The sequence below is a fragment of the Arthrobacter sp. WCS2018Hpa-7 genome (assembly GCF_031843805.1).
Taxonomy (GTDB): domain Bacteria; phylum Actinomycetota; class Actinomycetes; order Actinomycetales; family Micrococcaceae; genus Arthrobacter.
In genome coordinates, this window is the sequence record NZ_JAVTJB010000001.1 from 77,334 (window position 1) to 91,995 (window position 14,662).

Sequence of the window (14,662 nt, forward strand, 5' to 3'; positions counted from 1 at the left end):
GGCCCCTGCCAGCGTCCGCAAGGACGGTGGCAGGGGCCTTTTGCTTGGCCACATCGAGATCAAGCCGGCCAGGTCCACTGCCGGGCCAACTGCTCCGTGAACTCAGCCTCGGGCAAGGGCCTGCCGAAGTAATACCCCTGGCCGCTGGCGCAGCCGATACTCCGAAGGGCCGCTGCCTCCTCGGCGGTTTCAATGCCTTCCCAAACACCTTCCAGCCCGCAGGACCGGATGACTTCCTGGATGGCCGCCAGGAACGCGAGTTGGGAGGGGTCCTTTCCAAGGTCCTTCACGAACTGCCGGTCCACTTTCACCCGGTCCACGGGCAGTTTCCGCAGGTAACCCATGGACGAATATCCGGCACCGAAGTCATCGATTTCAAGTCCTACACCAAGCCTGTGCAGGCTGGCCAGGGTGTAGCGGTCCAGCTCGTTGTTCTGGATGATGGCGCTCTCGGTCAGCTCCAGGACCAGCGATTCCGGAGGCAGGCTTTCCTCGGCAAGGGCTTCGCTGACGTCGTCCACGAACTCCAGGCTCTGCAGGTCCGCGGCGGAGACATTGATGCGCATGGAGAAGTCATGCTGGGCCGTGGCCGGGTTGTCCCGCCACCGCCGCAGCTGCCGGACGGCGGTACGCAGGACCCACCTCCCCAGTTCGGCGATGAGTCCGGTGGCCTCGGCCACGGGAATGAACTGGTCCGGCATGATCAGTCCGTGTACGGGGTGGTTCCAGCGGACCAGGGCTTCGCAGCCTTCGATCCTTCCCGTGGCCAGTTCCACGATCGGCTGGTAGTTCAGAACCAACTGATCTGAACGGATGGCCTCGCGGAGTTCACCCACAATCTGCCGCTGCAGCTGCCGGGCGTGCAACGTGGCGGGATCGAACATCTTGAGCTTGTTCCGGCCCTCGGTCTTGGATTCCTCCACGGCGATATCCGCTTCCTGGAGCAGGTCCTCGACGGTGTGGTGTGGCTCTGCTGTGCGCAGTCCGATGCTTGCACCGCAGCGGACGCTGTTGTTCCCAAGATCGATGTTCGGTTCCAGCGCGGCCAGGATGCGGTTGCCGACGGCGGTGGCCCGGGTTTGCGGGGTGGCGGGCAACAGCACGGCGAATTCGTCGGCACCCAGGCGGGTGACGACGTCGTTCTCCCGGACGGCCGACTGGATGCGCATCGCCACGGTGACCAGAACCTGGTCCGCCGCGGCATGGCCGGCCGAGTTCTTCAGTGCCTTGAAGCCGTCCAGGTTCACGAGCAGGAGCGCGGGCTGAGCCTCACCATGGGCCGCGGCGTTCCGGGCCGCAATGAAGGCCTCCACCAGGGCCAGGCGGTTGCCGAGTCCGGTGAGTGCATCAGTGAGCGCTTCGCGTCGCTGCTCATGCCGGACGTGGTGAAGCTCTTCCATGAGCGCGCGAACGTGCCGCTCCAGTTTTTCGATGCGGGAATCAGCGTCAACGGGAACAAGTCGTCGGGGCTTGGTGCTGGTCACGATTCTTCCAGGCGTCGCAGCGTCGTATCGGCGACAGCCTGCGGCTTGGCAACGGGATTGCGGCGCTCGTCAAGGAACAGCCGGTAGGAGGCGATGTCCATCCTGCCGTCGGACTCCACCTTCTTGCCGGCGCGGTACACGTGGGTGATCCAGGAGCCGCCGAGGATGGCCTCGATCCAGGCGTCGCATTCTGCCAGCGGGAGGTGGACGCGGGTCCCGGTGTTCCTGCGGTGACCGGCGATGGACACCGTGATGCAACTGCCCAAGAGACCTTTGTCGGCTGTGAACCACGCTAGACCCTCCACGTCGGCGACGATGGTCAGGTTGGCGTTTCCGTCCTCCACCGATTGGACGGGACCCATCCGGACTGACCGGCGGTCCGCGTTCAGGGACGTTGGCGTACCGGCCATGTAGGGAGCACTGGTGATGTTTTGCCGGAAGGCGGACAGCTCCTGGGTGTGCTGGATCTGGATCTTGGTGGTGAGTTCGTTGAAGGTCATGATCGTGCCTCATCCGCGATAATGGCCGCCTGATGGCGGTCAGCTCCTACAATCCGGTTTCTTCCTTGCGCCTTGGCGCTGTACAAGGCTGCGTCCGCCACCTCAATCATGAATTTCAAGTCAGCACCGGCGGGGATGCTGGAGGTGACGCCATAGCTGATGGTGGGGAACGCGACGCCCTTGGGCGCCGGGGTGGCTGCCATCCTGCGGCTGATTTCGGCTGCGATGTCCTCGGCCCGGTCCTGCGTGGCCCCGGGCAGGAACAGGATAAATTCCTCACCGCCGTAGCGCCCGATCAGATCGGTGGACCTGACCGAGGCGCCGCAGGCTTCGGCGAAGGCCTGCAATGCCACGTCCCCGGCTCCGTGGCCGAATTCGTCGTTGACGGCTTTGAAATGGTCAAGGTCCGCGAGGACTATGGCTGCGCCGGATCCGGTGGACTGCAGGCGGTGGAGTTCCGTGGTGGCCATGTCCAGGAAGGTTCCCCGGTTCAGGAGGCCGGTCAGGTGGTCGCGGTCGGCCCGTTCCTTGAGTCCCTTGATGAGTTGGTCGCTGGTGAGTGCGGTCATGCTGAAGGACACGGTGACCAGGAGCACCATGGATATCAGGGCCGACGGTGCAGGTCCAAAGTAGGTGGTGAACGTGTGGCTTGACGGGCCTTCAAATGCATAAACCAGCCACCTGCCCAGGTAGTAGCCGGCCAGCAGACCTGCCGCCACGGACAAGGCTTTGTGGACCTGGGAGTGCGAGGACTTGATGAACCACAAGTCGTAAGCGGCCAAGGCAATGCCCGCGGTCATCATCGCCAAATAGACGAATCCGCCGGACCAGACATTGGTCCCTGGACTATCCAGGAAGGACGCGACGGCGGTGACGGCGGGACCGATGGCCAACTGCCATGGTGCCGCTTTCCGGTCCCGAAGGGTCTTTGCGCCTGCCCAAACGCTGAACGCTCCGGCCACCACCAGGATGTTGCCCACGGGGTTGGCCCACTGCTGGTGGGGGGTGCCGTTGAGCAGGAAAGCTGTGTTGCCCACCATGAATTCCAGCAGGGCCAGGCTCCACCAGCCGGCATAGGGCGAGCGGGTGCGCTGGAAGGAGATACAGAACAGCACCAGGAGGGTCACTGTGACCACGCCTAAACCAACCCGTACCGAGAAAGCATCGAGCACCGTGTCCAACCCCCTCAGCTGGTCATCCTGCGGCTTTGAGTTCAGTGTGGCGAGGCTTACTCAACCTCACTGCGGCATTTGCTCAAGATTTGCTCAAGATCAGGGGTGGTTCCAACCGGGCGCCTACCCAACCCAGTGGCCGTCGTCGTGATATTCCGCTTCCAGGCCGTGCGGCGTCTTCTCCCATTTATGCGGACTGGTGAGCATCTGCCAGGCTGCCCGCCAGGCCGCCACGGAGTGCAGCACCCAATAGAACGGGTTGAGCAGGGCGAAGATCGCGATCCTCCATCCGTGCCGGCGGAGGGTGGCCACACCGGAAACGATGATCATCATGGCATTGCCGAACAGCATGGACACCACGCCGCCCACCAGCAGCCATTCGGGCAGGACCAGGCCAACAATGTCGTAGCCGATGTAGGTGACCACGGTGAAACCCACCACCAGCGGGTAGGCCAGGAACGCCAACGGGGTGCCCAGGATCAGGCCAAGGAACCCGACGGCTCCGGCAATCCCTGTGCTCTTGATATAGCGCACCGTGTTCCGGGTATTGACGGCCGAAGTGACCATATAGCCCTTGATCCAGCGGGTGCGCTGCTTGATCCACGCCGGCACCTGCGAGCACGCTTCTTCCCACGTAGTGGAGTTGATGACGCCCACGCGGTATCCGTCCACGGCCGCCCGGAGCCCCAGGTCGGCGTCCTCCGTGACGTTCCATGGGTCCCACGCCCCGACTTCCTTCAGCAGGGAGGTCACAAAGTGGTTGGAGGTCCCGCCCAGCGGCAGCGGGATCCCTGAGTTGTCCAGGCCAGGGAGCATCGAGTCGAACCAGTGCGTGTATTCGATGGTGAACATCCGGGTGAGGACGTTCTGGTCCGCGTTGAAGTAGTTGAGCGCAGCCTGGACGCAGATCAGCGGTTTGCGGTCCGGGTTGAGGTGTTCCCGTTCAAAGGCGTCCTGTTTGAACGCGGCGATGGAAGCACGCAGCTGGCCGGGCTCGGGGCGGTCCTCGGCATCGTAAATGACCACGTACTCGCCGCGGGCGAACGTCAGCCCGTAGTTGCAGGCCCTCGGCTTGGTCTGCGGATCACCCTTGGGCACGATGAGGATGCGGACATATTCCGGAGGCCGCGAAGCCTTCGCGGCGGCGATGGTCTCTGCGTCGTCCTCTTCAAGGAGGACCAGGACATCCAGCTTGGAACGTGGATAGTCCAGCTGGCCCAGGTTGGTCAGCAGTTTGTCGATGATGTTCGCTTCCCGGAACACCGGCACCAGGATCGTGTAGACGGGCAAGTCGCCGTCGGGAACCCGTTCCTCCGCCAAGGGAGGCAGTCCGCGGGTGGCCCTCTCCTTATCCCTGGCTTTGGCCACCGCGGCATCATGCAACCGGTCGAAGGGGCTCCGAAGGCTGGCGAGCGTCTTGAAGCCGATGCTCACCAGGAAGACGACGTTTGCTGCGGCCAGGAGGACGATCAAAGCCGTCAGCGGAGACAGCACGAACGCAGTGATTAATCCGGTGAGCAGAACCACCGGGAAGTAGCGCTGCCATGGCGTCAGGGCGGTGCGTGCGGACTCTCCCGGACGCTCCTCGGCAAGGCGCTCGGCGGATTCGTAGAGAAGGTGGCGGCGGAACGAACGCTGGATGGACTGGTTGATGTCCCAGTCGGTGGTGGTGCGAAATTCAACCGATGCAGCGTGGAAACGACGCGCAGCCTCCTCTGCGATGGCCGTGGACGGAGCCACTGCAGTAGCCACCGTCAGCACGTCAGCGTCCATCCGCCATGGCAGCCATTGCGGCTCGCCAACGTCGCTGTAACCGAGTACCTCCATCAACCGGTCGTCCACAGGTTCAGCCACCAGGTCCACCAGCGGCGCGTCCCAGTGCTGTGCCAGGACTTCATAAATCCGACGGCGGTCCAGCCCCGCTTCCAGGATCAGGTGCCGGCCCAGCAGCCCGCCTTCGCTCGCCGCGCGATCCAGCGCACGCTGCAGCTGTTCCGGGGTGACGAGCCCCGCCGAAAGCAGTGTCTGGCCGATCGATTGCGGGTTGAGCGTGGAGTCCGCCAAGCGTGAAGGGGAAGTCATCAGTGGGAGGACCTTTCATAGATCCGGTGGGTTGGCGTCGAGAAGGCCACGGAGTAGCGGACAGTGAACGACGGGTTCGCCACGATCGCCTGGTACACCAGGTCCGTGGGCCCCGAGTCCCGTGCTCCCGTTCCGGCTTCAACGTTGACGAAGACCCACTGCGCATACTTGGCGGGATCCTCCAGCGCCGGACCAAAGTAGTCTCCGGAGGCACGGTTGTAGATCTCCTTAAGGGGAATGCCCATGACAGGAAGCACGGCGTTGCCCCGGGCGCTCTCATCCATCAGGATTCCGCCGGACTCGTAGTGCTCGTTGAGCCAGCGCGCCGCGGCCGTGGAATTAGTGGTGGACTCGGCGGACATCCGGCCCTCCGCCAAGACGGCAAGCCTGCCCGCGGGGTCCTCAGCCCACCACAGGTTCTGCACCACGAGTCCGGCCAGCAACACACCGACCAGCACAGGCCTGATACGGGCCGGGCGGGTGAACTCCTCCACCGCAACGGCCACCAGGATCGCCACCAAGGGCAGCGCCGTCAGTGCGAAGCGGTTGTTCCACCACGTTGACGGCAACGAATGGTCGTTGTTGATGGCCGTCTGCCCCAGGAACAAGCTCAACAACGCAAAGGCGTAAGCGCTGCCGGTCACCGCCACCAGCAGGGTGCTGTTGGCAAAACCCCTCCTGAAAACCAGCACGACGGCGCCGCACGCCGCCAACGCGAGCACCACCACGCCGACCGTCTCCAACAGGGACCAATGGAAAGTAGTCAGCGTCAGTCCCAGGTTCCCCTTGGTAGGCAACAGTCCGCCGTCGGTGATGTTTTTCTGCTGCGCGTAAGCGGAGTATTGCCCAAACATGAACTCCAGCGGATTGCCGTAGATAGCCCAGTTGTAGGAAATCCACCAGAGCACCGCCGCGGCGGGGATCATCACGTAGCCGCCAGCCATCACGAAGGCTTCCCGCCAGCCGCCGGTGCGGCGCCTGGCTACGATCAGCACGAAGAGCGTTCCGGTCATCACCAGCGCCCAACCCTCATAGCGGGACAGTACTGCCGCGGCCGACGGAATACCGGCGAAGACCGCAAGCTCACCGGCACTCATTCGACGGCGGCTGGTAGCCCAATGCGCCAACCCCGCCATGCCGCCCACGATGCACATAATGAGCACCGGCTCGGTCAACGCTGTGGTGTAGACGTAGAGGACGGCCGGATTCGCGAGGACCAGCAGTATGGTGGCGAGCCGCCCGGCCCTGCCCAATCCGAGACGGGCTGCGATCAGGTACAGGCCAGTGGCTGTGGCGGACAACGCCAGGATCCCCAGGATTCCGGCAGCCCAGCCCGTGCTGAACAACCACATGTTCAGGACGAACGGAGCCAGCAACAGGTGCGGCATGGGCAGCCAGACGGTGCCCAACTGCTCAAAGCCGGGTGCTTTGCTGTCGAAGATCCGCCGGGCGATGGTCAGGTGGCTCTGGGCATCCGAATAGTCCAGGTTGGTGCCATGACCGATCGTGTACAGGCAGGCGAGGTACCCCACCAGCAGTGAAACCACCGCCACGATCCTGGTGCCCGGAACCTTGCGCCCAACCACGGGGGCACCGAGCCGCGCCCAGCCCCATGTGGCCAGCCCGGTCAGGGAACGCAACAGTGTCAGCGACAGCGTCGCCGGACGCCGGTGTGCAGCCCGCGGACGGGTGGCGACGCTAGTTGCCATGACCCGGTTTCGCCGGCCCTGCGGCGTCTGCCGGTTGTCCTGCCATTTGCTCAGCATCCACATATGCCCGTGCCGCCCGGGCACGACGCCGCAGGAGCACAGTCCGGGCTGCGAACGCCAGACCCAGCACCACCACTGCCCCGCCGATCCACCAGGCATAGGGACGGTAATCGTCCGTGACAGCCTTCTGCGGGACCACCACATTGCTCTCCAGCAGCACAGGTATTCCCGACGGTTGGGTCACCAGAAGGTTCCGGGACAGCGATGCCCAGCCGCCTTCAGCAGCATCCACATGCGAGGCCAATGAGGACTGAAGCGTAGACGCGGCGGCAGCGTCATTTTCCGGTGCCCACGCACCAAGGAGCAACAGATTCCGGCCGCCCTGCTCAAAAGCCTCCAACACGCCGTACGGAGCCGAGGCACCCACGCCGTATTCGACGTCGTCAGGCGAGATGGTGCGGAACTCCGCCAACCGCAGCGGTGCGGACAGCTTGTTGGCGACGTCGGCGGTGGCACCCACCACAAGCCCTGACTCGCTGGAACCGGCCAGGGCGTCGAGGCCCACCACGCGGGTGTCCAACAAGGAAGCACTGTCACGCTGCAGGGAAGCCAGCAGTGTCGCTGCGTTGACGGTGTTGGCTTGGGCGTTGCCATCGCCGAACGCTACCGGGACGCTCTGTCCGAAGGCCTGGGGGAACCGTGCGAAGCCGGCTTTCGTGGAGCCGCCGCGGGCGGCGGTGAGGGTGCTGCCCGCGGTATCCAGGGTGACTTCCATGGGCATGCCGCCTGCGGGTCCGGTGCAATCGCCGCCTGCCGGGAGGGCAGCCAGACGGATCCGGAGGCCGTTCCTCGCCTGAAGCTGGCCAGCTGGAACCTCCGCGTCCACCGTGAAGGTGTCACCGCCGTCGAGGTTCTTGGAACTGAGCAGGTAATCGTTCCAGAAGACCGAGAGCTGCGCCTGGGCGTTGTCCGGGACAGCCGTGTGCGTGCCCTTGAGCTGGACGTTCACCGACGAAACCGGTCCGCCGAACTGTGACTGGGTGACGCCCACATAGGATTCCGGGGTGCCGTAGCCGGAGAGTTTGAGGGTGCTGCTGCCCAGGTCCTTTAGGCTCTGGACCAGGCTCGGCGCGGCAGGCAGCGCCGAGGTCAGGCCGGTCACGGAAGAGGTCACGGCCAGCGCTGTCTTGTCGCTGGCCAACGCCCGGGCGGCGGTGCGGAGTTGTTCGTCGTGACCACTGAGGATGAGCTGCGGAAGGCCGGCTGCCGTGGCCAGTTTGGTGGCGGTTTCACCTTGGTCTGCAATGACGCTGAGGATCCGACTGCCGGTCGGGAGGGTGGCAACGCGCGCCACCAGCTCGGCTTCCGGCACCACTGCGACCGTGGCGGCCGGGTAGCGCTGGGCCATGGCGGCCGAGGCGGTCATGATGGCGGCGGAAACATCCGCGCCGGGATCCGCCGGGACGGGAAGTACGACGGCGGGCACGGACGCCGGGAAGAACTCGCCCACTGTGGTGGGAGCCTTGGCGGTCCCGCTGAAGTCGACCACCAGATTGTTCAGGGTCGCCGTGGCGTTGGAGACCACGCACATGGTGTGCGTTACCGGTATGAATTGCAGCCCCACCGTGAGCTGCTGGCCAACAACGTCGGCGTTGCTGACGGCTTCGTCCAGGGGAACGGTGGCTGCGGCGTTGGCTTCGAGGATGACCCGGCCGTTGACCGTTGCCCGGACCGTCCCCTCAGGCTTTCCCGACACCGCGATGGCGCCCTTCACCCGGGTGGGCTCCAAACCTGCCGTCACAGGCACCACGATCATCTGCTCGGTCTGACCAGCGAGCGCTGAAACGCTGGAGCTCGCCCGTACAGCCGATCCTTGGCCAGAAGAGGTGACTGCCGGAGAGGCGTCTGCCGGTGAGGCGGAGGCAGGTGCGGCGGCAACTCCCAACGCACTGACGGTGGCCAGTGCAAAGGTGGCGGCGCAGGTCAGCAGGATCCTGGCCGGATGGGAGGGTGCGTGGAGCCGCGGGCGTAGCCGGGCGGGGGTTTGGGGCACGATGTCAGTCCTGAGTAACTAGCAGCGAATGAGTCCGTCAGCCGTTTGAGGCCAACCTCATTGACACTGCCGAACGGAACTCAAGGCGCCTTGCTGCATTGGCTCAATATTTGATCAAGAACACGGCGCCTCCGGCCCTCACCTGCGGTGATAATGAACCATGTGGATCGGCTGGGTTGAATTCGATGTCCTTTTGGGCGACGTCCATAGCCTCAAGGAGAAGCGCTCCGTGGTGCGCCCGTTGGTGGCCGAGCTCAAGCGGCGCTTTGACGTCTCAGCTGCGGAGACCGGGCTCCAGGACCAGCATCGGCGCGCACTGATTGGCGCTGCGCTGGTGGCCCCGGACCACGCCCACCTTCAGCAAGTGCTCGACGCCGTTGAACGGTTCGTGGCTGCCCGGCCGGAGTTTGAGCTGCTCAGTGCGCGGCAGCGTGAGCTGCACAGCGAGGACTAGTACCCGATAACTGCCAGGCGGGTGGAATCCAGGTGCGCGTCGATTGCTTGGTGCGCTGCGTCGAGGCTTCTGCTGCGGAGCGCGTCCACGATCAATTGGTGTTCGCGGAGGACGTCTCCGGCGCGATCCGTGCCTTGGGTGACGGCTTTGACGCCGATCCTGAGTTGTTTTTGCCGGAGTGAGGCGTAGAAGTCGGCGAGGACGGGATTGCCGCCTGCACGGACCATGAGGGTGTGGAACTCGGTATCGAGCTCGATGAACCTGGCGGGATCATCCCGGGCTTCCTGCTGCTGGTCGATGACGTGCTGGAAGGCATCGATCTGGGCATCCAGCATGGTTTCCACAGCAGAGACGGCCCACTTTTCCACCACCGACCTGGCTTGCAGGATGGCGCGGACATCGGGGTCGGAGATGGGTGGCACATAGGCGCCCTTGTGCGGGATCCGCTTGACGAATCCCTCAGCTTCGAGGCGCAACAGGGCTTCCCGCACGGGTGTTCGTGAGGTACCCGTGGTCTTGGCCAGGACTCCCTCGTTCAGGAAAGTTTCTTCCTCTCGGGGCAGGGCTGCGATGTAGCTTTTCATCCACTGGTAGGCCACTTCTGGCTGCGACTGTGCAGTGGGGGTCATCTGGATCATGCAGAGCCTTTCTCGCGTAGCCCAGTATACGAGTTGCATTCAAGACTGTTCGGGACGTTCCTGAAAACTTCTTCCTCAAATATAGACAGCTTGTATACAACTCGTCTACAGTGTTGTTCAGTGACTCTGCTCACGCATCGGAAATACCCCAATTTTCCTGGGGCCCGCGGCCCGACTCACCGGAAGCTCCGCGGCTCCCACTCGCAAAGGATCCCCACAATGACCGATTTGAAGAAAGCAGAACTGAGGCAACAGAAGCACTCCAGCTTGCCCGTGGTGGCTGCTTCGAGCCTGGCCGGCACGGCCGTCGAGTGGTATGACTTCTTCCTCTATGGCACCGCCGCAGCGCTGGTATTCAACAAGCTCTACTTCCCCACCGACGATCCCATGGTGGGCACCATGCTGGCCCTCGGCACCTTCGCTGCCGGCTTCCTGGCCCGCCCCATCGGCGCCATAGTCCTGGGGCACCTTGGCGACAAGCACGGCCGGCGCGCCACGCTGGTGGCCAGCTTGATGCTCATGGGCGTCGCCACCACCCTCATTGCCTTCATCCCGTCGTACGCAGCGATCGGCCTCGCAGCACCCCTGTTGCTCCTGCTGCTCCGCTTGATCCAAGGATTTGCCCTCGGCGGCGAATGGGGCGGCGCTGTCCTTCTCGTCTCCGAGCACAGCAATGAAAGCGCCCGGCGCGCGTTCTGGGCTTCATGGCCCAACATGGGCCCACCCCTCGGCAACCTGATGGCTGCCGGCGTCCTGGCCATCCTCGCCGCCACTATGCCGGAGAGCGAGTTCCTGGCATGGGGCTGGCGAATTGCGTTCGGATTGTCTGCCCTGCTGGTGGTCATCGGCCTCATCCTGCGCCTCTATGTGCAGGAAACCCCGCTGTTCAAGGAAGCACAGCGGAAGCGCGAAGCCGAGGGCAACAAAGAACGGAAGATGCCGTTGACCATCCTGTTCCGCCGCAACTGGCGCGAGATCCTCATCGCCACTGGCAGTCGGATGGGCGAGAACGCAGGCTTCTACATTTATTCGCTGTTCATCATCACCTACGTCACCCAGATCATGGGGCTGCAGCGGCAGACAGGCCTCACGGCCGTCATGATCGGCCAGGGCGTGGCCGTCCTTGCCATTCCCATTCTGGCGCTTTACGCAGACAAGGTAGGCCGGAAGCCCATCCTGATCGGAGCGTCGATTGCCACCATGGTGTGGGCCTTCGCGTTCTTCGCCCTGCTCAATACCGGACAGACCTGGGGAATCATCGCAGCTGCCGTGGGCGGCCTGCTGATCTTCGCGGCGTACAGCTCGGTGATCGGTGCGTTCTTCTCCGAACTCTTCCCCACGGACGTCCGGTACAGCGGCACCTCAGTGGCGTACAACCTGGCATCACTGATCGCCGGTTCGTTGTCACCGATCATTGCCCTGGCCCTCTACAGTGCTTTCGGCACCGGCTACGCGATCGGTATCTACCTCGCCGTCATGGGCCTGATCTCCATGGTCTCAGTGATGTTTGCCAAAGAAACCAAGGGCTTGCGCCTCAGCGACCTGGACAAGGACCCACACGGCGCCCCGGAAAAGGAAAAAGCATGAAGATCGCACTCGTCCAGGTAGCCAGCCCGGACTCCGAAACCCGCGAAGACCGGATTGACCGTGTGGAAGACATCCTTCGGGGCATCAACGGCGCCGAACTGATCGTCCTGCCGGAGCTGTGGAGCGCAGGCTACTTCCACTTCGACGAATACGAGGCCTTGGCGGAGACGCTCACCGGCCCCACGGTGACCATGTGCTCACGGGTAGCCAAAGACCTTGGGGTATACCTTCATCTCGGCAGCATCATCGAGGCGGGCGACGACGGCCGGCTCAGCAATACCTCCATCCTGCTGGGACCGGACGGCAGCGTGGTCCACACGTACCGGAAGATCCACGTCTTCGGGTACAAGTCCAAGGAGGCAAGCCTCCTCACCGCTGGATCTTCCCTCCCCGTAGCCCCCTTGCCTTTCGGGTCCGTTGCAGGCATCACCTGCTACGACCTCCGCTTTCCAGGATTGTGGATGGAGCTGAGCGACCGTGGCGCGGAGATCGTGATCGTTCCAGCAGCCTGGCCCGCAGCCCGGCGGGAGCACTGGCGCCTGCTCACCACGGCCCGGGCTGTGGAGCACCAAATCTTCGTGATCGCCTGCAACGCCGCAGGCAGCCAGGAAGGTGTGGAACTCGGCGGGCACAGCCGGGTGGTGGATCCCGCCGGCAACGTCCTTGCCGAAGCGGACGCCGGGGAATCAGTGCTCCTGGTGGACATCGATCCCCTGCAGGTCCAGGCAGTCCGCAGCGAGTTCCCCGTCATCGGAGACCGCCTCGACGCCTACGACACACTCACCGTTTAGAACCAAGCCCGTTGAAAGGCATTCAAGGAGACGGAATGGAAACAACAAGGCAAGTCCCGCTCACCTTCCAGGTGGTGGGCACAGAGAAGACCATCGTGGTCACGGAATTCCACGGAGTGGTGGCCGGCTACACAGGCCGGGACCCGAAGGCAGTCCAGCACCACATCGATGAGCTGGCGGCCATCGGAGTGGCTCCACCACCAGAGGTCCCCATGTTCTACCGGATGGACTCGGACCTTTTCGAGACCTCCGGTGAGCACGACACCACCGAGAACCTGACCTCCGGCGAGATCGAGCCCCTCTATATCCGCCACAACGGCCAGTACTACCTCGGCATCGGTTCGGACCACACGGACCGCGACATCGAGGCCCAGGACATCGGCGATTCCAAGCGCGCCTGCCCCAAGCCTGTCGCAGCCCAGGTCATCGAAGTGGAGTCGCTGGAAGACCTCGACCTCGACCAGTGCACCGCACGCTCGTGGGTGGACGGCGAGTTGTACCAGGAGGGTTCGCTGAGCGGCCTGCGCAAGCCGGCCAACGTCGTCGAGCGCCTCCTGGAGCGTACCGACATTGGCGACGCCGACTTCATGTGCCTTGGTGGCACGCTGCCATTGCTGGACGGGAAGTTCATCGATGGAACTTCCTGGAAGTTGGAGCTCTCCTTCCCGAATGGGACCACAATCGAACATAACTACAAAATCAAGAAAGGCTCACTTCGATGAGAACCGGTAAGCAGTATTTGAAGTCCCTGAACGACGGCCGGACAGTGATCCTCGATGGCGAGGTGGTCGGCAACGTCCTGGAACACCCGGCCTTCGCGAAGGTTGCCCGGACCATGTCCGAGCTGTTCGACATCGCAGCCGATCCCGCCAACGGAATGCAATTCCACTCCGAGGAGATCGACGGACCGGCCAACCGGACCTTCGCCGCTCCCCGTACCCAGGAGGAACTCGTCCTTCGCCGCCAGGCAATCGAAAAGTGGGCCAAGCACACCCACGGCTGGGTTGGCCGCAGCCCGGATCACGTCGGTACCTTCTTCGCCGCGTTCGGTTCCCACCCGGATGTGTTCAAGAATGATGAGCGGGACTTCGCGGGCAATGTGGAGCGGTACTACAAGAAGATCCTGTCCGAGAACCTGTACCTTTCCTACGCGATCATTCCCCCGCAGGTTTCCCGCGCAACCACAGCGTCCGGTTGGGAAGGCGAGTACCTGCAGGTCGGCGTCGTGCGTGAAACCGAAGAGGGCATTGTTGTCCGCGGCTCACAGATGCTCGCCACAGGCGCCGCGATCGCCGACGAAGTCTTCGTCACCTGCATCAAGCCCTTGGGCCCGGACGACGTTGACTTCGCCGTCAGCTTCGCCATCCCCGTGGCCACCGACGGCCTGAAGCTCTACTGCCGCCGCCCGTTTGCGCCGGCTGCCACCAGCGACTTCGACTACCCGCTGACCAGCCACTACGACGAACCGGACGCGCTGGTGGTCTTCGATGACGTGCTCATTCCTTGGGACCGCGTGTTCATCAACCGGAACATCGATACCTTGCGCCGCCAGTTCTTCGACACCGGTGCCCACGCCCTGGGCAACTGGCAGGCCCAGATCCGGTTCTCCACCAAGCTGAAGTTCATCGCTTCCGTGGCCCGCAAAGTGACGCAGGTGAACGGCACGGACAAGATCCCCGGCGTCCAGGAGAAGCTCGGCGAACTCGCCGCAATCGTGCAGTCCGTTGAGTCAGCGGTTCTCGCCGCGGAATACACGGCAACAACGGACGACGCCGGCATGAGGGTTCCCGGAAAGAGCGCACTGTATGGGGCCATGGGCTTGCAGTCAGAAACGTACCCCCGCGTGATCTCGATCCTCAGGGACCTGGTGGGCGGCGGCGTCCTGCAGTTGCCGTCCAGCATTGCCGACATGACCAGCAGTGTGACCCGGCCGGACATGGAACGCTACGTCCAGTCCCCCGGCGTCAGCAGCGAGGACCGCGTCAAGCTCTTCAAGCTCGCATGGGACATCATCGGGTCCGAGTTCGCCGGCCGCCACCAGCAGTACGAGATGTTCTACGCCGGTGCGCCGTTCGTTGTCCGCGGCGCCTACACCTACCGGAACTACGGCTATGACGCGCTGGTAGCCGAACTGGACACGTTCCTGGGTTCCTACAGCATCGACGGCGCTACCGCATCGGAGGGGATCTGAC

The 14,662-nt window shown here is 63.8% G+C and carries 12 protein-coding genes; 5 read left to right on the forward strand and 7 right to left on the reverse strand.

Going from position 1 to position 14,662, the window contains the following annotated elements; genetic code table 11:
- Positions 1–59: 59 nt before the first annotated feature.
- From RQH14_RS00375 to RQH14_RS00400, 6 genes are all read right to left on the reverse strand, one after another.
- Positions 60–1,484: a bifunctional diguanylate cyclase/phosphodiesterase gene (locus tag RQH14_RS00375; protein ID WP_311211365.1), complete on the reverse strand. Its 1,425-nt coding sequence runs from the start codon at positions 1,482–1,484 to the stop codon at positions 60–62.
- Positions 1,481–1,984, reverse strand: coding sequence for a hypothetical protein (locus RQH14_RS00380; RefSeq protein WP_311211366.1), 504 nt, complete (start codon positions 1,982–1,984; stop codon positions 1,481–1,483). The genes RQH14_RS00375 and RQH14_RS00380 overlap by 4 nt, the downstream gene beginning before the upstream one ends.
- Positions 1,981–3,165, reverse strand: coding sequence for a GGDEF domain-containing protein (locus RQH14_RS00385; protein WP_311211367.1), 1,185 nt, complete (start codon positions 3,163–3,165; stop codon positions 1,981–1,983). The genes RQH14_RS00380 and RQH14_RS00385 overlap by 4 nt, the downstream gene beginning before the upstream one ends.
- Positions 3,166–3,279: 114 nt before the next feature.
- Complete coding sequence (locus tag RQH14_RS00390; RefSeq protein WP_311211368.1) at positions 3,280–5,238, reverse strand: glycosyltransferase; 1,959 nt, start codon at positions 5,236–5,238, stop codon at positions 3,280–3,282.
- Positions 5,238–6,947 carry a hypothetical protein gene (locus RQH14_RS00395; protein WP_311211369.1) on the reverse strand — a complete coding sequence of 570 codons (1,710 nt, stop codon included), beginning with the start codon at positions 6,945–6,947 and terminating at the stop codon, positions 5,238–5,240. The genes RQH14_RS00390 and RQH14_RS00395 overlap by 1 nt, the downstream gene beginning before the upstream one ends.
- Entirely contained in the window at positions 6,937–9,000 is a 2,064-nt protein-coding gene (locus RQH14_RS00400) for a cellulose biosynthesis cyclic di-GMP-binding regulatory protein BcsB (RefSeq protein ID WP_311211370.1), read from the reverse strand. The genes RQH14_RS00395 and RQH14_RS00400 overlap by 11 nt, the downstream gene beginning before the upstream one ends.
- A 160-nt stretch (positions 9,001–9,160) precedes the next feature.
- Here RQH14_RS00400 and RQH14_RS00405 point away from each other — a divergent pair, with 160 nt between their 5' ends.
- Positions 9,161–9,454, forward strand: a complete 294-nt coding sequence (locus RQH14_RS00405; protein WP_311211371.1) for a DUF503 domain-containing protein — start codon at positions 9,161–9,163, stop codon at positions 9,452–9,454.
- Here the strand turns inward: RQH14_RS00405 and RQH14_RS00410 are convergent.
- Positions 9,451–10,092 carry a GntR family transcriptional regulator gene (locus RQH14_RS00410; RefSeq protein WP_311211372.1) on the reverse strand — a complete coding sequence of 214 codons (642 nt, stop codon included), beginning with the start codon at positions 10,090–10,092 and terminating at the stop codon, positions 9,451–9,453. The two genes, RQH14_RS00405 and RQH14_RS00410, sit on opposite strands and share 4 nt — an antisense overlap.
- A 219-nt stretch (positions 10,093–10,311) precedes the next feature.
- Here RQH14_RS00410 and RQH14_RS00415 point away from each other — a divergent pair, with 219 nt between their 5' ends.
- Genes RQH14_RS00415 through RQH14_RS00430 form a run of 4 tightly spaced genes read left to right on the forward strand, consistent with a single transcriptional unit; the run spans position 10,312 to position 14,661 of the window.
- Positions 10,312–11,679 (forward strand): MFS transporter, encoded by a 1,368-nt coding sequence (locus tag RQH14_RS00415; protein WP_311211373.1) that lies wholly within the window; start codon positions 10,312–10,314, stop codon positions 11,677–11,679.
- Entirely contained in the window at positions 11,676–12,470 is a 795-nt protein-coding gene (locus RQH14_RS00420; protein WP_311211374.1) for a carbon-nitrogen family hydrolase, read from the forward strand. The genes RQH14_RS00415 and RQH14_RS00420 overlap by 4 nt, the downstream gene beginning before the upstream one ends.
- A gap of 35 nt (positions 12,471–12,505) precedes the next feature.
- Entirely contained in the window at positions 12,506–13,192 is a 687-nt protein-coding gene (locus tag RQH14_RS00425; protein WP_311211375.1) for a DUF2848 family protein, read from the forward strand.
- On the forward strand, positions 13,189–14,661 hold the full coding sequence (locus RQH14_RS00430; RefSeq protein ID WP_311211376.1) for a 4-hydroxyphenylacetate 3-hydroxylase N-terminal domain-containing protein: 1,473 nt from the start codon (positions 13,189–13,191) through the stop codon (positions 14,659–14,661). Before RQH14_RS00425 ends, RQH14_RS00430 begins: the two co-directional genes overlap by 4 nt.
- The last annotated feature ends 1 nt before the right edge of the window (position 14,662 follow it).